The organism is Rhizobium sp. P38BS-XIX (assembly GCF_012641435.1).
In the GTDB taxonomy this organism is placed as follows: domain Bacteria; phylum Pseudomonadota; class Alphaproteobacteria; order Rhizobiales; family Rhizobiaceae; genus Rhizobium.
The window spans coordinates 598,149-617,256 of record NZ_JABAIJ010000001.1 but is presented as its reverse complement, the minus strand read 5'-3'; the positions used below and the strand labels follow the sequence as shown (position 1 = coordinate 617,256).

The following is a 19,108-nucleotide window of genomic DNA, read 5'->3' as shown; positions in this document are numbered from 1 at the left end:
TAACCGCAAAATGCGGCAAAACCGTCCCCTCCTGGCGCGACCAAATGCAGCGCGCCGGCTGAGACGGTGCGCGCTGGTGAACAGCGCGCACCCTATCGATTGTTACTCGGCTGCGTCCGGAAGCTGGCTTGCGGTCTGCAGATCGTCGACCTTGGAGTTTTCCAGTTCGACGCTGAGGCCCAGCGAGCGCATTTCCTTGACGAGAACGTTGAAGCTTTCCGGAATGCCCGCTTCGAAGGTGTCGTCGCCACGAACAATGGCTTCGTAAACCTTGGTACGACCGGCCACGTCGTCCGACTTGACCGTGAGCATTTCCTGCAGCGTGTAGGCTGCACCGTAAGCTTCCAGCGCCCAGACTTCCATTTCGCCGAAACGCTGACCGCCGAACTGCGCCTTACCGCCCAGCGGCTGCTGGGTGACGAGCGAATACGGGCCGATCGAACGGGCGTGGATCTTGTCGTCGACAAGGTGATTCAGCTTCAGCATGTAGATGTAGCCAACCGTAACCTGGCGGTCGAACTGCTCGCCGGTACGGCCGTCATACAGCGTCGACTGACCGGTTTCCTTGAGACCGGCCATTGCCAGCATGTGGTTGACATCCGCTTCACCAGCGCCGTCGAAGACCGGGGTCGCGATGGATACGCCACGCTTCCACTGGTCTGCAAGACGCAGAACCGACGCATCGTCATACTCGTGAACGTCGTCGCTCTTCGGGCCATCGCCAACGACCAGATCGATCGTCTTGCGCAGAGGCTCGATGTTGCCACTTGCCTTGTAGGCTTCGATCAGTTCACCAATCTGACGACCCATGCCGGCACAAGCCCAGCCCAGGTGCGTTTCAAGGATCTGACCGACGTTCATGCGCGAGGGAACGCCGAGCGGGTTCAGCACGATATCGACATGCGTACCGTCTTCCAGGAACGGCATATCTTCAACCGGAACAATGCGCGAGACCACGCCCTTGTTCCCGTGACGGCCTGCCATCTTGTCGCCCGGCTGGATCTTGCGCTTCACAGCAACGAAGACCTTGACCATCTTCATGACGCCCGGAGGCATTTCGTCGCCGCGCTGGACCTTCTCGACCTTGTCCATGAAGCGCTGTTCAAGGCGCGACTTGGATTCGTCGTACTGACCACGCAGAGCTTCGAGTTCGCTCTGGATCTTCTCGTCTTCGACGGCGAACATCCACCACTGCGAACGTGGATACTCCGACACGACGGCGTTCGAAAGCTCGGTGCCCTTCTTGAAGCCCTTCGGACCAGCGAGAGCAACCTGACCACGCAGCATCTCGACCAGGCGGCCGTAGACGTTACGATCGAGGATCGCCTGCTCGTCGTCACGGTCCTTTGCGAGACGTTCGATCTCTTCGCGCTCGATCGCCATGGCGCGTTCGTCCTTCTCAACGCCGTGGCGGTTGAAGACGCGAACTTCGACGACCGTACCATAAGTACCGGGCGGCATGCGCATGGAGGTATCGCGAACGTCGGAAGCCTTTTCACCGAAGATGGCGCGCAGGAGCTTTTCTTCCGGCGTCATCGGGCTTTCGCCCTTCGGCGTGATCTTACCGACCAGGATGTCACCCGGCTGAACTTCAGCACCGATGTAAACGATGCCGGCTTCGTCCAGGTTCTTCAGCGCTTCTTCCGAAACGTTCGGAATGTCGCGGGTGATTTCTTCCGGACCGAGCTTGGTGTCACGCGCCATCACTTCGAATTCTTCGATGTGGATGGAGGTGAACACGTCGTCGGCAACGATACGCTCGGAGAGCAGGATCGAGTCTTCGTAGTTGTAGCCGTTCCACGGCATGAACGCGACGAGTACGTTCCGGCCGAGAGCGAGATCGCCGAGGTCCGTCGACGGACCGTCAGCCAGGATGTCGCCCCGGTTGACCACGTCACCGACGGTAACCAGCGGGCGCTGATTGACGCAGGTGTTCTGGTTCGAACGCTGGAACTTCATCAGGCGGTAGATATCGACGCCGGACTTCGACGGATCGAGGTCTTCGGTGGCGCGGATAACGATACGAGTTGCGTCGACCTGGTCGACCACGCCGCCACGACGAGCGCCGATAGCAGCACCGGAGTCACGCGCAACGACCGGCTCCATGCCGGTGCCGACGAACGGAGCTTCGGCACGCAGCAGCGGCACGGCCTGACGCTGCATGTTCGAGCCCATGAGAGCGCGGTTGGCGTCGTCGTTTTCCAGGAACGGGATCAGAGCGGCAGCGACCGAAACCAGCTGCTTCGGCGAGACGTCCATCAGGTTGATGTTGTCGCGCGGAGCCAGCATGACTTCGCCGGCATGACGGCAGACGACGAATTCTTCAATGAAGGAACCGTCGGTGTCGAGCTCGGCGTTGGCCTGGGCAACGTAGTACTTCGCCTCTTCCATTGCGGAGAGGTAAAGCACGTCGTTGGTCACCTTACCGTCGATGATGCGGCGATAAGGGCTTTCGATGAAGCCGTACTTGTTGACACGGGCAAAAGTCGCCAGCGAGTTGATGAGGCCGATGTTCGGACCTTCCGGCGTTTCGATCGGGCAAATACGACCGTAGTGCGTCGGATGAACGTCGCGGACTTCGAAACCGGCGCGCTCGCGGGTCAAACCACCCGGGCCAAGAGCCGAAAGACGGCGCTTGTGGGTGATTTCCGAAAGCGGGTTCACCTGGTCCATGAACTGCGACAGCTGCGACGAGCCGAAGAATTCACGAACAGCAGCAGCAGCCGGCTTTGCGTTGATCAGATCCTGCGGCATGACCGTGTCGATTTCGATCGAGGACATACGTTCCTTGATCGCACGCTCCATGCGCAGCAGGCCGAGACGATACTGATTTTCCATCAGTTCGCCGACCGAACGGACGCGGCGGTTACCGAGGTTGTCGATGTCGTCGATTTCGCCCTTGCCGTCACGCAGTTCGACAAGCATCTTGACCACGGCCAGAATGTCGTCCTTGCGCAGGATGCGAACGGTATCTTCGACGTCGAGGTCGAGACGCATGTTCATCTTCACGCGGCCAACGGCGGAGAGATCGTAACGCTCCGCATCGAAGAACAGCGAGTTGAACATGGCTTCGGCCGATTCCATGGTCGGCGGTTCACCCGGGCGCATGACGCGGTAGATATCGAACAGAGCGTCCTGACGATTCTCGTTCTTATCGGCAGACAGCGTGTTGCGGATGTAGGCGCCGACATTGATGTGGTCGATGCCGAGAACCGGGATTTCCTCGAAGCCTGCCTTCAGGATGACCGGCAGAGTCTTTTCGTCGATTTCATCACCGGCTTCGAGATAGATCTCACCGGTCTGGAAGTTGACGATGTCTTCGGCCAGGAAGAGACCGTACAGATCTTCGTCGGTCGCCTTCAGAGCCTTGAGGCCCTTTTCCTGCAGCTGGCGCAGCAAGCGCGGCGTAAGCTTCTTGCCGCCTTCGACAACGACTTCGCCGGTATCGGCGTCGATCATGTCGGTAACGGTCTTGGCGCCCTTCAGCGTTTCCGCCTTGAAGGGAATGCGCCAGCCATTGCCGGAGCGCTCATAGAGCGACTTCGTGTAGAAGGTCGACAGGATTTCTTCGCCGTCCATGCCGAGTGCCATCAGCAGCGACGTTACCGGAATCTTGCGGCGACGGTCGATACGGGCATACACGATGTCCTTGGCGTCGAATTCGATGTCGAGCCAGGAACCGCGATACGGGATGACGCGGGCAGCAAAGAGCAGCTTGCCGGAAGAGTGGCTCTTGCCCTTGTCGTGATCGAAGAAGACGCCCGGCGAACGGTGCATCTGGGACACGATCACGCGCTCGGTGCCGTTCACGATGAACGTACCGTTGTTCGTCATGAGCGGCATGTCGCCCATGTAAACGCTCTGTTCCTTGATGTCCTTGATGGACTTCGCGCCGGTATCTTCATCGATATCGAACACGATCAGACGGAGGGTCACCTTCAGCGGCGCGGCGTAGGTCAGGTCGCGCTGGCGGCATTCGTCGACGTCGAACTTCGGCGGCTCGAATTCATAGGAAACGAACTCCAGCATGGACGCGCCGGAGAAGTCGGTGATCGGGAAAACCGACTTGAAGACGGCCTGAAGACCTTCGTCCGGGCGGCCGCCCTTAGGTTCTTCGACCATGAGAAACTGATCGTAGGATGCCTTCTGAACCTCGATCAGGTTCGGCATCTCTGCGACTTCGGGAATCTTACCAAAAAACTTGCGTACGCGCCTGCGACCATTGAACGAAAGGGTCTGAGCCATCGTCGCTCCTTTAAAACCTGCACCCGGGCCTGCAACGGATGGGAAACGCTGGCCAGGCGGCCCCATCAATCAATGAGTAGTTCAATCTCGTCTAACTAACCGAAAACCGCTCGGCACGGATTGCGTCGCGGTTCGGTTTGAGACCATCCTCTTGAAGAACCCATTACCCAAAAGCCGTTTTTCCCGCGGCTTTTGGGTAATTCGTTCAGAAAAACGGCGAATGGGAGGCGGCAAAAAGCCACCTCCCAAAGCAGTTTCAAGCTTACTTAACGTCGACCTTAGCGCCGGCGTCTTCAAGCTTCTTCTTGATGTCAGCGGCTTCAGCCTTGGAAACGGCTTCCTTGACAGCCTTCGGAGCGGCTTCAACGAGGTCCTTAGCTTCCTTGAGGCCGAGACCGGTGATGGCACGGACTTCCTTGATGACGTTGATCTTGTTCGCGCCGGCATCAGCGAGGATGACGTCGAACTCGGTCTTTTCTTCTTCAACGGCAGCAGCAGCGCCAGCACCACCGGCAACGGCAGCAACAGCTACCGGAGCAGCAGCGGAAACGCCCCACTTTTCTTCGAGAAGCTTGGACAGTTCTGCAGCTTCGAGAACGGTCAGCGAGGAGAGGTCGTCTACGATCTTTGCGAGATCAGCCATTTTTGTAGTTCCTTTTGTTCGGTTCGAACTGGTTGATTATGAACAGCGAAAAACCGCCTTACGCGGCTTCGTCCTTCTTGGCGTAGGCCGAGAACACGCGAGCAAGCTGACTTGCCGGCGCTGCAACAACACCTGCGATGCGGGTAGCCGGAGTCTGGATCATGCCCAGCAGCTTCGCACGCAGCTCGTCCAACGAAGGCAGGGTCGCGAGCGACTTAACAGCTTCGGGGTTGAGCGTTGTTGTTCCCATGGCGCCGCCCAGAACAACGATCTTATCGTTGGTCTTGGCGAAATCCACGACGACCTTCGGAGCGGTGATCGGATCAGTGCTGTATGCAATCAGCGTCTGACCGGTGAAGAGATTGGAAATCCCTTCCGCATCCGTGCCCTGAAGAGCAATTTTGGCCAGGCGGTTCTTCGCGACTTTGACGGTGCCGCCAGCAGCGCGCATCTTGGAACGGAAATCGTTCATCTGAGCGACTGTAGCACCAGCATAGTGGGCCACGACAACCGAGCCCGAAGCCTTGAAGACTTCGTTCAGTTCCGTGACGAATTCGCGTTTTTCCGCTCTTTCCACTGCTTTTCTCCAGTTGACAGGACCGGGTTAACGGGCCTGCCGGGTTGCCTTTTGCCTCCTGGGATCAAAAGAGATCCCAAGCGACGCTTGAGGATCCTGTCCCCTCGCGCTCGAGCCCGAAGGCTTCAAGGTACAAGGCATCCAAGGCTCGAACCGAGTTCATCGAAGCAATGCTTCTTCAAAATTCGGGTCTTACCCGTCTCATGCAGGCTTGAGTGATTAAGGGATAACCACCTGCAATCTCGGACAGGAATTCCGGATTTCTCCGGAAATCCCGGCCCCGAAGGGCCGAGAATTCTTAAAATGCCAGGCTAAAAAGCCCGGCAGAACCAATTAGGCGCTCGGCGCCGTAACCGTCGACGGCTCGATCTTGACGCCCGGACCCATGGTCGAGGAGATCGCAACGCGCTTCAGGTAGTTACCCTTGGCGCCAGCCGGCTTTGCCTTGATGACGGCGTCAGCAAAGGCGCGAATGTTTTCTTCCAGAGCCTTGGCGCCGAACGAAGCCTTGCCGATACCGGCATGGATGATACCAGCCTTCTCGACGCGGAACTCGACAGCACCACCCTTGGAGGCTTCAACAGCACCCTTGACGTCCATCGTAACGGTACCGACCTTCGGGTTCGGCATCATGCCGCGCGGGCCGAGAACCTTACCGAGACGGCCGACGAGCGGCATCATGTCCGGGGTCGCGATGCAACGATCGAAGTCGATCTTGCCGCCCTGAACGATTTCGACGAGCTCTTCAGCGCCAACAATGTCAGCACCGGCAGCCTTGGCTTCGTCAGCCTTTGCGCCGCGAGCGAAGACGGCAACGCGAACCGTACGGCCCGTGCCGTTCGGCAGGTTGACAACGCCGCGAACCATCTGGTCGGCGTGACGCGGGTCAACACCGAGGTTCATCGCGATTTCAACGGTTTCGTCGAACTTTGCGACGGCACGTTCCTTGACCATGTTGATGGCCAGATCCAGAGCATAAAGCTTGGTCGGATCGACGCCTTCACGGATTTTCTGAATACGCTTAGCTACCATGGCCTTAACCTACCACTTCCAGGCCCATGGCGCGGGCGGAGCCCTCGATCATGGCCATTGCGCCTTCGATATCGGCGGCATTCAGATCCTTCATCTTGGCTTCGGCGATCGACTTGATCTGAGCCTTGGTGAGCGAACCAGCCTTGGAACCCTTGCCCGGGGTCTTCGAACCGGACTGGATCTTGGCTTCCTTCTTCAGGAAGTAGCTGACCGGCGGCTGCTTCATGATGAAGGTGAAGGACTTGTCCTGATAGTAGGTGATGACGACCGGGATCGGCATACCCTTTTCCATTTCCTGCGTAGACGCATTGAACGCCTTGCAGAATTCCATGATGTTAATGCCACGCTGACCAAGCGCAGGACCAATCGGCGGCGACGGATTTGCCGAGCCGGCCTTGACCTGCAGCTTGAGCTGGCCTGCAACTTTCTTAGCCATTTCTCTCTGCCTTTCTACATGACCGGTTTCCCGGTCGACTAATGCCGGATCGCTCCGGCGGCTGCGGTTGCGTGGTGCGGATCACCAGGTCCGGCTAAGACCCTACCCTTCCACGCGAATTGCGGCTGAGCCGCGGGATATAGGTACGAAACAACCCATATCCAAACTCAAGTGAAAGACCGGCCGCCAGGCCAATCTTTCAAATCAAAGACAATCAGACCTTCTCGACCTGGCTGTATTCAAGCTCGACCGGCGTAGCGCGACCGAAAATAGAAACTTCGACCTTCAGGCGCGAACGCTCTTCGTCCACATCCTGAACCGTGCCGTTGAACGAAGCGAACGGACCGTCGGAAACACGAACCTGCTCGCCGATCTCGAAGGACACAGAAGCCTTCGGCCGCTCGACACCTTCCTGAACCTGACCAAGAATACGATCAGCTTCATAATCCGGAATCGGAACAGGCTTATTGTCAGAGCCGAGGAAGCCAGTGACCTTCGGCGTATTCTTGATCAGGTGGTAAGCTTCATCCGTCAGGTTGGCGCGAACCAGCACATAACCCGGGAAGAACTTGCGCTCGCTGTCGACCTTGCGGCCGCGACGCACTTCCACAACCTTCTCGGTCGGCACCAGGATCTTTTCGAACAGGTGCTCGAGACCCTTCTGCTTGGCCTTCTCCTCAATGGATTCAGCCACCTTCTTTTCAAAATTCGAATAAGCGTGGACGATGTACCAACGTGCCGCCATCTTCATCTCCACCCGATATCAGTTGCCGGTATTCAGCACATAGCTGAGAACCCAGCCAATAAGCTGGTCGGCAGCAAAGAAAAACAGCGAGGCGAAAACAACCATGACAAGCACCATGATCGTTGAGATCATCGTCTCGCGGCGCGACGGCCAGGTAACTTTCGAAGTCTCGGAACGTACCTGCCGTAGAAACGCTAGTGGATTCGTTTTGGATGCCATTGACTGCCCACGCAATTACGGCGCGTAAAGCTGAACATATCAGCCCCACGCACCGCGTGTCTGTTAAACCCTACATAAACACCGATTCCCGATTTAACAAGAGGCAATCCGGTGTTTTCGAAAATTCGCCGCCTGGCCGGCTTAATCCTCAACTTGAGAAGCAGCGATACCAGCGCGCCAGTCAAATCAAGAAAATGGCAGGGGCAGCAGGGCTCGAACCTACGACCTGCGGTTTTGGAGACCGCCGCTCTACCAACTGAGCTATACCCCTTCTTTCTTCGAATATTCGTTTCCAGCGGCTGAGCGCCAGAGCAGTTCGAAGACATGGCGCTCCCTTTAAGGCGGGACGAAACGATTGGCAAGAGCGTTTTTTGCTTTTTCCCAATCAAGACCACGACTTCGGCTCGTTCAAATTTCCCAGCGGCATGGCGTTCCATGGGAAAGCCAAGGTAAACGGCACGAAATCGCAGGCTTTGAGCTATTGCTCCCCCGGCGAACCCTTGGGCTTGCGCTTGAGGAATTTCGGCCTCAGGCGACGCAGAAACAGGTCCGTGGAGCGAATCACGTTCGTCAGGGAGATCAGCTTGTCGACTTCAGCATCGGTATTGCCGAGTCGCTCCGACAGCACCTCGGCCGCCGCCAGCGAGATTTCCGCCGACGGGATTTCCGAAAAGCGCTCCGCCAGCTTGATATACGGATTGAGAGAGACGCCGCCGTGAATGGTGATTTTGCCCAGACGAGCAAAGAGGCGCAGGAAGGTCTGCTCGAAACTCCAGTCGTGAGCCGAGACCACGCGCCATTTCTGGCTGCGGCGGGCCGAGAAGCCGGCCAGCACGATTTTGCCGGGCAGCTTGAGATCGCTGAGCCAGAGCGCTAGGGCAAAGCCGCTCGTCGGTGTCTTGCCCTCTGTATAGAAATCCGAGCAGAAACCGACCAGATCGAGATGCCCCGTCGGCGCGCCCTGAAAATCAGTTGCAGGATTGAGCTTCTCTTCCGGGCCAAGCCGGATATTCAGGATGCCGACGAACTCATCCTTCGGGAAGAATTTGACGACTTCGCCGACTTCGCCGCGATAGACGATATTGGCACCGCGCGGTTGACCACGCGAGATCAACAGGGAATGCCCGTGGAACGGACGATCCAGAACCTTGTAGACCTTGTTGAAAAACACGAAGAGCGCGGTTTGCGGGAACTGCGTCCGCAGCCCCGCTATATCCACCGTATCGCTATTGGCGACCAGCACGATGTGCGAGAAGCCCGCCAGCACGACGCGCCATTGTTCCGCGCCATCAAGCCCGGCTGCGGCACCCGCAACCGGAAAGCCTGCGCCGGCAGGATCTTTTTCGCCGTCGCTCAACACGCTCACTTCTGCTGAACGTGCAGCATCCGGTCGCGCATGGCGAACCACTCTTCGGCGTAGTCGTCGTTGCGGTATTCGTCGAAATACGGGCCGCCATCGGTGAAGTGCACGAGCTTGGCGTCTTCGCGGCGCTCATATTCGTTGACCAGGTAATTCCAAGTGACCGGCACCTCGCCGATCTGGTCGTCGCTATCCAGCCACTTGAACTGATGCAGCTGCAGACCGGTCGCCGTGTTGACGAAGTCCTTCGTCAATGCCTTGCACTTGGCATTGTTGAACAGGATCATGCTCGACCAGTTCTTCTTCTCGTATTTGGTCTGCGTCTGGCCGAGGAACTTGGTTTCGACCTTCGGCTGATAGTCGTGCTTGACGCACATGGCGGCATAACGATCGTCGCGCAGCGCCCAAAGCTCGGCGATGTCGGCGCGAGCGAGCATGTCGCAATCCATGAAGATGCTCCAGCCTTCATAGTCGCTCAGGTAAGGAACCAGGAAGCGCGAGAAGGAGAACTCCGTCGACTGCAGCGGATTGCGCTCGCGCGTGAAGACGCCCTCGAGGTTGTTGAGCACGATCGGCGAAAAGACCACCGGGATCGACGAGCGCTCAATGATGCTCTGCGCCAGGACGTGATAGGCCACCACTTCCTTGGAATCGAACCCGACAAAAATACGTGCAACGCTATCCTTCATGATACCTCCGAAGCCGCTGGATGCATATCGGCCAGCCGGCAAACCATCTTTCGTCGCGACGCGGATCGCGCCCACTTCATCCTTAGCGCTTCACGCCGCGGGATTTGTTCGAAACAGGGGCGTGAAACCAACGCACCACGCGCTGCAATCTCGAGGAGATGCGCCGCGAACACAACCCTACTTAAATAACCCATGTTATTTGTCGAGTGTTTGCGGAAGCATTTTTGGTTTTCTTGCGTAACAAATGGAGAGACGCTCTCTTCCACCGCGATCCCCAATGCCGGGCGTTGCAGACGCGCCCGGCATCAAACGAAGCGCCTCCCCGCTTAGACCTTCACATGTTTGCGCCAGTTGTGCTCTTCCTTGAAGCCGAGAACCTCGCGAATCTTTCGATTGGACAGCAGGCTTTCATACTCGCCGATCTCGCGAGTGAAGGGCACGTTCGGATAATGCTTGGCAGCAAGTTCGCGCGACGGCGTATTGGCCGACACCGTATCGTTGGTTGCGTTAAACACCTGGAAGCCGAGACCGCTCTTTTCGATGCACAGATGCACGATCTGACCGAGGTCGCGCGCGTCGATATAGCTCCAGGCGATGCGCTTGCGGATCTCGCTATCGGCAAAATATTCGGGAAAACGCTCATATTCATGCGGCTCGATGACATTGCCGATGCGCAGCGCATAGATGTCGATGCCGAAACGCTCGGCAAAGGCGCGCGCCGTCTTTTCGTTCAGGACTTTGGACAAGCCATAGGAATCCATCGGATTGACGTCATAATCTTCCTCGAGCGGAAACTGATGAAAATCGCGATGGCCTTCGGCAAAGCAGACCCCATAGGTCGTCTCGCTCGAGGCAACGATGATCTTCCTGACCCCGAGCTTGGCAGCCGCCTCGATGACGTTATAGGTCCCCATCGTGTTGATGCGGAAGGTTTCGTTATCCGGCTTTATGAGGATACGCGGCACGGCGGCGAAATGCACGACCGCGTCGAAGGGCTGCACGCCCTTGCCGTGCTCCAGATCGGGGAAATCCCGATGCATGCTCAACACGTTATACACTTGTCCCGCATCGGTGATATCGACTTGAAGATTGCTAACGCCGGGGCTGTTCAGAGGCACCAGATCGACATTGTGAACTTCATAGCCGGCTTCGACGAGCCACGGAACGGCGTGACGCCCGGCCTTGCCACTGCCGCCAGTAAACAGAATGCGCTTCTTCATGAAAATCTCCTCCTGGGAAAATCGAGCGTTAGATAGACGCTTTGCGGCGTTTCGCAAGGTGTGCCGCGCGGCCGGATTGTCTCAACCGCAGAATAGGCGAATTATCCGATATCACTGAGCGAATCGTGGATGAGTGAAGTAACGAATGCGTGCAATAAGGCTTGTCGACTATGATCCCGCCTGGCCCGCCCTCTTCCGCCGCCGGCGTCGCGAGATTGCGGCGTTGATCGCCTGTCCGGTCGAGATCCATCATATCGGCAGCACATCCGTGCCGGGCCTTTGCGCCAAGCCAAAACTAGATATCGACACAATCCTCCAATCGAATGAAGCCAGGATCGAAGCCACCGAGCGCCTCAGGAATGACGGATATGTCTTTCATGGCGACCTGCACGAAGCCGACAGATGGGCCTTCACCAGGGATGAGGTGCCTTATGGCACTCGGCTTTATCTTTGCGTTCCAGACAATCCGGCCCATCACGAGCGAATTCTCTTTCGCGACTACCTTCGCTCCCATGCAGAGGCTGCACGGAACTACGCGGCGCTAAAACAACGCTTGGCCGCGGAAGCATTTGGCGACTGGGATCATTATACCGGCGGCAAGAGCGACTTCGTTGCCGACATCATCGGCAAAGCTCTTGCGGAAGCAAGAACATGAGTTCGCCAATAAAAAAGGCCCCGCTGTTTCCAGCGAGGCCTCTTCAATCAAGGAATAATCCTGAGATTACTCGACGATGGATGCAACGATGCCAGCGCCGACGGTACGGCCGCCTTCGCGGATAGCGAAGCGAAGCTTTTCTTCCATCGCGATCGGAACGATCAGCTCAACAGCAACGGTGACGTTGTCGCCTGGCATAACCATTTCCGTGCCTTCCGGAAGCGTGACGATACCCGTCACGTCCGTCGTGCGGAAGTAGAACTGCGGACGGTAGTTCGTGAAGAACGGCGTATGACGGCCGCCTTCTTCCTTCGTCAGGATGTAGGCTTCAGCCATGAACTTCTTGTGCGGCTTGACAGAGCCCGGCTTGCACAGGATCTGACCACGCTCAACGCCGTCACGGTTAACACCGCGAACCAGTGCGCCGATGTTGTCGCCAGCCTGGCCCTGATCGAGCAGCTTGCGGAACATTTCAACGCCGGTAACCGTCGTCTTCGACGTGGCACGAATGCCGACGATTTCGACTTCTTCACCAACCTTGACGATACCACGCTCGACGCGGCCCGTTACAACCGTACCACGGCCGGAGATCGAGAACACGTCTTCGATCGGCATCAGGAACGGCTGGTCGATCGGACGCTCTGGCGTCGGGATGTAGGCGTCAACCTGAGCCATCAGCTCGCGGATCGCGTCTTCGCCGATCTTCTTGTCCGAATCTTCAAGAGCAGCAAGCGCCGAACCCTTGACAACCGGAATGTCGTCGCCCGGGAAGTCGTAGGACGACAGAAGTTCGCGAACTTCAAGCTCGACGAGTTCCAGAAGCTCAGCGTCGTCAACCTGGTCGACCTTGTTCAGGAACACAACGATTGCCGGAACGCCAACCTGACGAGCAAGCAGGATGTGCTCGCGGGTCTGAGGCATCGGGCCGTCAGCTGCCGAGCAAACCAGGATCGCGCCGTCCATCTGTGCAGCGCCCGTGATCATGTTCTTGACATAGTCAGCGTGGCCGGGGCAGTCGACGTGAGCGTAGTGACGGTTCGGCGTCTCATACTCAACGTGCGCCGTCGAGATCGTGATACCACGAGCCTTCTCTTCCGGAGCTGCGTCGATCTGGTCGTACGCCTTGAACTCGCCGAAGTACTTCGTGATCGCTGCCGTCAAGGACGTCTTGCCGTGGTCAACGTGCCCAATCGTACCAATGTTAACGTGCGGCTTATTGCGCTCAAACTTACTCTTTGCCATTTGAATGCTTCCTATGAACGTAATGAGTGACCCCGGCGAACCGGTTTAGTGCCGCCGTTTAAGGCTTTCGTCGCGTTTGCGCAAGACTTAATTGCAGGGGCTATTTCGAGCGAAGTTCAAGCGATGGCGCGGGATTCGCGGCCTCAGACTTTCATTCGCCGCGTAAGGTTCGCCGGCCGATCCGGAAAGACAGAAAAGCATTTGCCGGTTCAGGCGCTTACATAGGCAAACGCCATCAGGAATTCCAGTGCTCAACCATGCAATTTGGATGCGGTTTCAGTCAGACGGCCGAAACGCGAAACGCCCTCTCCCGAAGGAAAGGGCGTGGAAAATCGGATATCAGTCAATCCCGCCTCGCCTGACACGCGATCCCTCGCAGACGTCAGATATCGGCGAAACGAGTTTCGACGTATCAGTCGAGAAGATCGGCAGGCACTTTGCCGCCGTTATCCGAAAGCTTCTTCAGAAGTGCCTTATGAAGGAACGTATTCATCTTGGCGGAATCGCCGATGTCACCGGTGTAGCCCAGTTCCTGCGCCAGTTCCTTGCGTTCGGAAAGGCTGGCATCCATGCCAAGCGCCTTCATCAGATCGACGATGGAGTGCTTCCAGTCGAGTTTCTGGCCGCTCTTCTTTACTGCTGCGTCCAGGATCGCCGCGATATCGACCGGAGCTGCCGGCGCGCTCGTCGCCGGCGATGTCGGCGCGGTGGTCGAGGAAGCGGCCGGTGTCGGCACGGGTTCCGGATTGGCAGTTGCGGTCGTCGCTTGCGTCGGCGCAGGTGCAGCCTCCGCCGCCTTTGCTTCGCCCCAAATTGCACCCTTGATCTTGTCGAAGATACCCATTTGCGCTCTCCCGTTTCGGTTGCCTGAACAGTAACTATCGCTCGCGACGATATAAGCAACCCTTCGTGTCAAATATGCAAAGGTGGGAAAGCTCTACGTGTTTCGCCATGCTTGGACGACGTGAGTCAGCATCACGTAATCGGCGCGAGGTCATTTAGCGAAACGGATGGTTTGGGATCTTGGAGCGGGTAGCGGGAATCGAACCCGCGTATTCAGCTTGGAAGGCTGCTGCTCTACCATTGAGCTATACCCGCGCGGGTGGTCAAGATCCGGTCCGGAATGGTGGAGGGAGTTGGATTTGAACCAACGTAGGCTGAGCCAACGGATTTACAGTCCGTCCCCTTTAACCACTCGGGCATCCCTCCAGTATTCCGACTGGATCTTGCGACCAAGTTGCTCGACCGTGGCGTCGCCGCCGTGGTCTGCGCCGCGTATATGACGGGACGATCTCACTCTGTCAACACAAGGAATTCGCAAAAATGACGAAAAAATTTCAGCCTGTGGGAAAAGTCCGCTGCGGAAAGAGGGCTATGCGCCCATGAAGCCGCTGGTTATAAAGCCGCATGAGCAAAGATAAGACATCCGGCCCATCCGGCCCTGACAACACCGCCGGCGACAAGTCCGCCAAGGACACGCACTACGCCACCCTGCGCCGCGCCCATCGCGACGCCAAGCGCGAGCGTGGCGAAATTCCGACGCCGGCGCCACAAAAGCGCAAGCGGTCTGCTGCGGACGACTGGAAGCCGCCGACGCTGGCTCCCGATCAGGTCTTGCTTTATGGCCTGCACACGGTTCGCGCCGCGCTCAACAATCCCGAGCGCAAGAATATCAAGCTGTCGACGACGCAGAACGCGCTCGTACGACTGGAGATCGGTCCGGTCGATTCGCTCGGCATTCCGGTCGAGATCGTATCACCGCAGGATATCGACAGGATTCTCGGCCCTGAGGCCATTCATCAGGGCGTGATGCTGGAAACACGGCCCCTGCCCGTCCGCCGTCTGGAAGCACTCAAGGGCAGCCCGTTGCTGCTCGTTCTCGATCAGGTGACCGATCCGCACAATGTCGGCGCGATCATGCGTTCGGCTGTCGCCTTTGACGCAGGTGCCGTCATCACGACGCAGCGCCACAGCCCGACCGAATCGGGCGTGCTCGCAAAATCCGCCTCGGGCGCGCTCGAACTCATACCTTATATACAGATCACCAATCTTGCCGATGCACTCGGCGAGCTGCATCGGCTCGGCTTCACGACTATCGGGCTCGATTCGGAAGGGCCAGCCCCGCTGGAAGGCACTTTCAGCGGCGATAGGGTTGCTCTCGTGCTCGGCTCCGAAGGCAAGGGGCTGCGCCAGAAGACGCGGGAAACCGTCAATGCACTCGCGCGCCTTGATATGCCCGGCGCCATCAAATCGCTCAATGTTTCGAACGCAGCAGCGATCGCGCTTTATGCGGCGCGGTCTTATCTGAAAATCTAGCGGCGCTAATCGCCGCGACAATTTAGAGGAACTTGCTTTGATCCGTGTTCTTGGTCCAGCGGTCGTCTTGACCGTTCTAGCTCTCGCGATGGGTCAGCCGGCACGCGCCGCCGACGACGAACTTCTCAAGGCTCAGGCCGGCACATGGCTGGTCGCGCCCGAGAACGGCGGCAAAGGCTGCCGCCTGACGTTCGAAACGAATGCCGTTACCGGCGGCTACAAAATTACGGGCGCGGACGCCTGCGCGACAGCCCTGCCCGGCCTTGCCAAAGCCAGCGCCTGGAATTTTGCCGATGACGGCTCTCTTGCCATCATGGACGGATCCGGCAAGCCGCTCATTCGCTTCCAGCAGGAGGAAGGCTCCCCCTGGGAAAGCGACGCCGGGGATCCGACCTGGTTGCTGCCTGCCCTTGGTGATGTCGATCATGTCCCGACCGTCGCAAGCCTCGCCGGCACCTGGCATATTCAGCGACCGGACGGAAAGCCGGTCTGCGATGTCACGCTGACAACGGACAAGGATCCGGACGGCACGGCAAAGATGTCACCGACCGGAGACTGCGCGAGCGAAGTCGGCGATCTCAAGCTGACGCTATGGGCGACGGAAGGTTTCGGACTGGTGATGCTGGGCAATGACGGCTCTTCGCTGTCCTTCGACATGAAGCCGGATGGCACCTTCCAGAAATCAGACGAAGAGGAAGGCGAACCGCTTTTGCTCGTGCGCAAATAGGGTCGCTCCCAAGCTGACGAACCGCCGGGCCTTGCGGTGCCGAAAGAGAATTATTTTGCAAACATGCCGGCGCGCTTGAACGAATCGAGTCCAAGCGGCCAGGTCGCCCTCATACCCACGTGCGGATAACGCAGTGTGCCGGTCTACATTGCCGGCACACCATCTGCGGCCTTCAGATCGGCTGTTTAATGAACAGCAGGATCCGCCTCGTCAAAGAACGAACGGATGCCGTCACGGGCAACGGTTGCCAGGAACTCGTCGAAAGCCTCACGATCTGTCGCGAAGGGCTCTTCCCATTCGATCAGATCCTCCTCGGGCGTGATGACCTCCATCCGCCAATCGGCATTGCTTCCGGCCGGGCGGAAGATATCGACCAGTACGGTGACGTCGTCATCGGTGAATTCGCCAGAGAGCTCGGAGTGTTCGAGTTTCGGCTTTTTGGGCTTGGTCGTCATATTTCTAAGGTCACCGTGTGATGTTGACGTTCGCCTCATACGTCCAAATGGACTGGCGATCATATATTAGTCTGTCGCAATCGGTTTTCCATAGCTCCTGCAACCAAGACCGCGACTTCCCGAAAAAATCCATAACTTTCAAACTTGCTCCATGACAGCGCTTCTATCGTAAGTGCGAATGATAGTGAGGAAAGCCTGCGATTTTCTCTTTACAGGAAATCAAAATCTGGTACTTGGCATGCCGATGTGCCCTTGTAGCTCAGTTGGTAGAGCACCTGATTTGTAATCAGGGGGTCGCGGGTTCGAACCCTGCCGGGGGCACCATCATGACACTCGTGTCCCTTCGTTTTTCCCAAAGTTTTAAAATTTGAGATTTTGACCACAGTGTTGCGACACGTTGCTTGCCATGCGCTGATTTACAAGTCTTTGCAAAACGTCTTGTCGCATAGGGGGAATATCATTACCTAGTACGAGCATTAAAAGGACATTGCATGTCGCGTAGTTTTCAGTCCGTTTGTTTTCTCGCCTCGCCTGCTCCGGAGGCCGAGGCAGCCCAGGAAGAACTGATTCGCCTCTACGGCCAGACGCCGCAGCAGGAGGCCGATGTCGTCGTTGCGCTTGGCGGTGACGGCTTCATGTTGCAGACGCTGCATAAGACGATGAATTCCGGTAAGCGCGTCTACGGTATGAACCGTGGCTCGATCGGCTTTCTGATGAACGACTACCGCACGGATTGCCTGGCGGAACGCATCGAGGCGGCGGTCGAGAATGCCTTTCATCCCCTGCAGATGAGCACGCGGAATGAGGACGGCAGCTCCTCCGTGGCGCTGGCTATCAACGAGGTCTCGCTGTTTCGCCAATCCTACCAGGCGGCAAAGCTTAAGGTCGAAATCGATGGCCATGTGCGGCTGCCCGAATTGATCTGCGACGGCCTGATGGTGACGACGCCGGCCGGCTCTACCGCCTATAATCTCTCCGCGCATGGCCCGATTCTGCCGCTTGAAGCGCCGTTGCTTGCGATGACCCCGGTCAGCGCCTTCCGGCCCCGCCGCTGGCGCGGCGCGCTTCTGCCCAACAAGGTATCGATCGATATCACCGTGCTGGAGCCAGGTAAGCGGCCTGTGAACGCCGTTGCCGACAATGCCGAGGTAAAGTCGGTTCTTAGCGTGCGGATTGCCCAGACTGAGGATACGACCGCGCGTATCCTGTCCGATCCCGATCGCTCATGGTCGGAGCGGATTCTCGCCGAACAGTTTTCCGATTGATGACAGCCTTGCCATGAAATGAAAAAAGCCCCGTTTCCGGGGCTTTTTTTGTTCCGATATAATCGCGATCAATCAACGTCGTCGACCACGGCATCGGCCGCGCCGCTGATGCGGTGCGCAAGTGCGGCTTCCATGAACTCGTTGAGATCGCCATCGAGTACGTCGCTTGGAGCAGTGCTGGCGACGCCCGTGCGCAGATCCTTGACCAGCTGGTAAGGCTGCAGAACGTAGGAGCGAATCTGGTGACCCCAGCCGATATCCGTCTTGGAAGCAGCTTCGGCGTTCGCAGCCTCTTCACGCTTCTTCAGTTCCGCCTCGTACATGCGGGCGCGCAACATATCCCAGGCCTTGGCGCGGTTCTTGTGCTGCGATCGTTCCTGCTGGCACTGCACCACGATACCGGTCGGAATATGCGTGATACGCACGGCCGAGTCGGTGGTGTTGACATGCTGACCACCGGCGCCGGACGAACGATAGGTATCGATGCGGCAATCGCTTTCGTTGATATCGATCTGGATCGAATCGTCGACGACCGGATAGACCCAGATCGACGAGAAGGACGTGTGCCGGCGCGCGTTGCTGTCATAAGGCGAGATACGCACCAGGCGATGGACACCCGATTCGGTCTTCATCCAGCCGTATGCATTGTGTCCCTTGACGAGAAGCGTTGCCGATTTGATGCCGGCTTCTTCACCGTCGTGAACTTCGAGCAACTCTACCTTGAAGCGCTGGCGTTCGGCCCAGCGGGTGTACATGCGCAGCAGCATGTTCGCCCAGTCCTGGCTTTCCGTGCCGCCGGCGCCCGAATGGACTTCCACGTAAGTATCGTTCGAATCGGCCTCGCCCGAAAGCATGGCTTCCACCTGCCTGCGTGCCGCTTCCGCCTTCAGACCCTTGAGGGACTCTTCGGCTTCACGAACGACATCGGCGTCGCCCTCTTCCTCGCCAAGCTCGATCAGCTCGACATTGTCGGCAAGCTGCTGCTCCAGCGCACGCACGCCGTTGATGCCATCATCAAGCTGCTGGCGTTCGCGCATCAGCTTCTGCGCTTCGGAAGCATCATTCCAGAGGGTCGGATCCTCTGACTTGTTATTCAACCAGTCCAGTCGTCTTACCGCCTGATCCCAGTCAAAGATGCCTCCTCAGCAGGGTGATAGCCTGCTTGGTTTCATCGACTATTTTCTCGATTTCGGCTCGCATAATCCTACTTCTTCAATTCACCGCTCAAGACGGGCGGTCATCCAATTCAAAGAGTGCTGGTGACATAGATATACATGCCGCT

At 57.7% G+C, this 19,108-nt stretch carries 18 protein-coding genes and 4 tRNA genes; 5 read left to right on the top strand and 17 right to left on the bottom strand.

The annotated features are described in order from the left end of the window. Window positions 1-102: 102 nt before the first annotated feature. From rpoB to HGP17_RS02910, 11 genes are all read right to left on the bottom strand, one after another. Window positions 103-4,245 carry a DNA-directed RNA polymerase subunit beta gene (gene rpoB, locus HGP17_RS02960; protein ID WP_168805794.1) on the bottom strand — a complete coding sequence of 1,381 codons (4,143 nt, stop codon included), beginning with the start codon at window positions 4,243-4,245 and terminating at the stop codon, window positions 103-105. A 262-nt stretch (window positions 4,246-4,507) separates the two neighbouring features. Continuing rightward, window positions 4,508-4,888: a 50S ribosomal protein L7/L12 gene (gene rplL, locus HGP17_RS02955; protein ID WP_004123442.1), complete on the bottom strand. Its 381-nt coding sequence runs from the start codon at window positions 4,886-4,888 to the stop codon at window positions 4,508-4,510. Window positions 4,889-4,946: 58 nt separating this feature from the next. Further along, complete coding sequence (rplJ, locus tag HGP17_RS02950) at window positions 4,947-5,465, bottom strand: 50S ribosomal protein L10 (RefSeq protein ID WP_168805791.1); 519 nt, start codon at window positions 5,463-5,465, stop codon at window positions 4,947-4,949. A 333-nt stretch (window positions 5,466-5,798) separates the two neighbouring features. Beyond that, on the bottom strand, window positions 5,799-6,497 hold the full coding sequence (gene rplA / locus HGP17_RS02945) for a 50S ribosomal protein L1 (RefSeq protein ID WP_168805789.1): 699 nt from the start codon (window positions 6,495-6,497) through the stop codon (window positions 5,799-5,801). 4 nt (window positions 6,498-6,501) lie between these two features. Further along, a complete protein-coding gene (gene rplK, locus HGP17_RS02940) occupies window positions 6,502-6,933 on the bottom strand; it encodes a 50S ribosomal protein L11 (protein ID WP_168805787.1) in 432 nt (143 codons plus the stop codon). 214 nt (window positions 6,934-7,147) lie between these two features. Continuing rightward, entirely contained in the window at window positions 7,148-7,678 is a 531-nt protein-coding gene (nusG, locus tag HGP17_RS02935) for a transcription termination/antitermination protein NusG (protein ID WP_168805785.1), read from the bottom strand. 18 nt (window positions 7,679-7,696) lie between these two features. Beyond that, a complete protein-coding gene (gene secE / locus HGP17_RS02930) occupies window positions 7,697-7,897 on the bottom strand; it encodes a preprotein translocase subunit SecE (RefSeq protein ID WP_168805783.1) in 201 nt (66 codons plus the stop codon). Window positions 7,898-8,092: 195 nt separating this feature from the next. Beyond that, window positions 8,093-8,168 (bottom strand) — tRNA-Trp (locus HGP17_RS02925). A 207-nt stretch (window positions 8,169-8,375) separates the two neighbouring features. Then, window positions 8,376-9,164 (bottom strand): 3-deoxy-manno-octulosonate cytidylyltransferase, encoded by a 789-nt coding sequence (locus tag HGP17_RS02920; RefSeq protein ID WP_348648901.1) that lies wholly within the window; start codon window positions 9,162-9,164, stop codon window positions 8,376-8,378. Window positions 9,165-9,259: 95 nt separating this feature from the next. Continuing rightward, on the bottom strand, window positions 9,260-9,946 hold the full coding sequence (locus tag HGP17_RS02915; protein WP_168805779.1) for a glycosyltransferase: 687 nt from the start codon (window positions 9,944-9,946) through the stop codon (window positions 9,260-9,262). Window positions 9,947-10,272: 326 nt separating this feature from the next. After that, on the bottom strand, window positions 10,273-11,166 hold the full coding sequence (locus HGP17_RS02910; protein ID WP_168805777.1) for an NAD(P)-dependent oxidoreductase: 894 nt from the start codon (window positions 11,164-11,166) through the stop codon (window positions 10,273-10,275). Between the two features lie 145 nt (window positions 11,167-11,311). Here HGP17_RS02910 and HGP17_RS02905 point away from each other — a divergent pair, with 145 nt between their 5' ends. Further along, window positions 11,312-11,821: a GrpB family protein gene (locus HGP17_RS02905; RefSeq protein ID WP_168805775.1), complete on the top strand. Its 510-nt coding sequence runs from the start codon at window positions 11,312-11,314 to the stop codon at window positions 11,819-11,821. 66 nt (window positions 11,822-11,887) lie between these two features. Here HGP17_RS02905 and tuf read toward each other — a convergent pair whose 3' ends face one another. The 4 genes from tuf to HGP17_RS02885 form a co-directional block, all read right to left on the bottom strand. Then, complete coding sequence (gene tuf / locus HGP17_RS02900) at window positions 11,888-13,063, bottom strand: elongation factor Tu (RefSeq protein ID WP_168805773.1); 1,176 nt, start codon at window positions 13,061-13,063, stop codon at window positions 11,888-11,890. A 412-nt stretch (window positions 13,064-13,475) separates the two neighbouring features. Beyond that, window positions 13,476-13,907 carry a DUF3597 domain-containing protein gene (locus HGP17_RS02895; RefSeq protein WP_168805770.1) on the bottom strand — a complete coding sequence of 144 codons (432 nt, stop codon included), beginning with the start codon at window positions 13,905-13,907 and terminating at the stop codon, window positions 13,476-13,478. 180 nt (window positions 13,908-14,087) lie between these two features. Further along, a tRNA-Gly gene (locus tag HGP17_RS02890) sits at window positions 14,088-14,161 on the bottom strand. Window positions 14,162-14,187: 26 nt separating this feature from the next. Beyond that, a tRNA-Tyr gene (locus tag HGP17_RS02885) sits at window positions 14,188-14,272 on the bottom strand. 198 nt (window positions 14,273-14,470) lie between these two features. Here HGP17_RS02885 and rlmB point away from each other — a divergent pair. After that, complete coding sequence (gene rlmB / locus HGP17_RS02880) at window positions 14,471-15,379, top strand: 23S rRNA (guanosine(2251)-2'-O)-methyltransferase RlmB (protein WP_168805768.1); 909 nt, start codon at window positions 14,471-14,473, stop codon at window positions 15,377-15,379. 37 nt (window positions 15,380-15,416) lie between these two features. Further along, complete coding sequence (locus HGP17_RS02875; RefSeq protein WP_168805766.1) at window positions 15,417-16,106, top strand: AprI/Inh family metalloprotease inhibitor; 690 nt, start codon at window positions 15,417-15,419, stop codon at window positions 16,104-16,106. A gap of 185 nt (window positions 16,107-16,291) precedes the next feature. Here the strand turns inward: HGP17_RS02875 and HGP17_RS02870 are convergent, their stop codons facing one another. Further along, the gene (locus tag HGP17_RS02870; RefSeq protein ID WP_168805764.1) at window positions 16,292-16,561 is read right to left on the bottom strand and encodes a hypothetical protein; all 270 of its coding nucleotides are present in this window, start codon (window positions 16,559-16,561) and stop codon (window positions 16,292-16,294) included. A 248-nt stretch (window positions 16,562-16,809) separates the two neighbouring features. On the opposite strand from HGP17_RS02870, the gene HGP17_RS02865 reads away from it, so the two are divergent. Together HGP17_RS02865 and HGP17_RS02860 are read left to right on the top strand one after the other, a co-directional pair. Then, window positions 16,810-16,885, top strand: a tRNA-Thr gene (locus HGP17_RS02865). Window positions 16,886-17,052: 167 nt separating this feature from the next. Then, window positions 17,053-17,826, top strand: coding sequence for an NAD kinase (locus HGP17_RS02860; protein WP_168805762.1), 774 nt, complete (start codon window positions 17,053-17,055; stop codon window positions 17,824-17,826). Between the two features lie 68 nt (window positions 17,827-17,894). On the opposite strand, the gene prfB is transcribed toward HGP17_RS02860, so the two are convergent. Beyond that, a protein-coding gene (gene prfB, locus HGP17_RS02855) for a peptide chain release factor 2 (RefSeq protein WP_168805760.1) occupies window positions 17,895-19,026 on the bottom strand; the annotation gives its coding sequence in 2 pieces (ribosomal slippage) (window positions 17,895-18,956 and window positions 18,958-19,026; 1,131 coding nt in all). Between the last annotated feature and the right edge of the window lie 82 nt (window positions 19,027-19,108).

Excerpts from the sequence above, each read along its gene's own strand:
- rpoB (WP_168805794.1), bottom strand. The coding sequence starts at position 4,245 with ATGGCTCAGACCCTTTCGTTCAATGGTCGCAGGCGCGTACGCAAGTTT.
- rplL (WP_004123442.1), bottom strand. The coding sequence starts at position 4,888 with ATGGCTGATCTCGCAAAGATCGTAGACGACCTCTCCTCGCTGACCGTT.
- rplA (WP_168805789.1), bottom strand. The coding sequence starts at position 6,497 with ATGGTAGCTAAGCGTATTCAGAAAATCCGTGAAGGCGTCGATCCGACC.
- rplK (WP_168805787.1), bottom strand. The coding sequence starts at position 6,933 with ATGGCTAAGAAAGTTGCAGGCCAGCTCAAGCTGCAGGTCAAGGCCGGC.
- nusG (WP_168805785.1), bottom strand. The coding sequence starts at position 7,678 with ATGGCGGCACGTTGGTACATCGTCCACGCTTATTCGAATTTTGAAAAG.
- secE (WP_168805783.1), bottom strand. The coding sequence starts at position 7,897 with ATGGCATCCAAAACGAATCCACTAGCGTTTCTACGGCAGGTACGTTCC.
- HGP17_RS02915 (WP_168805779.1), bottom strand. The coding sequence starts at position 9,946 with ATGAAGGATAGCGTTGCACGTATTTTTGTCGGGTTCGATTCCAAGGAA.
- HGP17_RS02910 (WP_168805777.1), bottom strand. The coding sequence starts at position 11,166 with ATGAAGAAGCGCATTCTGTTTACTGGCGGCAGTGGCAAGGCCGGGCGT.
- HGP17_RS02905 (WP_168805775.1), top strand. The coding sequence starts at position 11,312 with ATGCGTGCAATAAGGCTTGTCGACTATGATCCCGCCTGGCCCGCCCTC.
- tuf (WP_168805773.1), bottom strand. The coding sequence starts at position 13,063 with ATGGCAAAGAGTAAGTTTGAGCGCAATAAGCCGCACGTTAACATTGGT.
- HGP17_RS02895 (WP_168805770.1), bottom strand. The coding sequence starts at position 13,907 with ATGGGTATCTTCGACAAGATCAAGGGTGCAATTTGGGGCGAAGCAAAG.
- rlmB (WP_168805768.1), top strand. The coding sequence starts at position 14,471 with ATGAGCAAAGATAAGACATCCGGCCCATCCGGCCCTGACAACACCGCC.
- HGP17_RS02870 (WP_168805764.1), bottom strand. The coding sequence starts at position 16,561 with ATGACGACCAAGCCCAAAAAGCCGAAACTCGAACACTCCGAGCTCTCT.
- HGP17_RS02860 (WP_168805762.1), top strand. The coding sequence starts at position 17,053 with ATGTCGCGTAGTTTTCAGTCCGTTTGTTTTCTCGCCTCGCCTGCTCCG.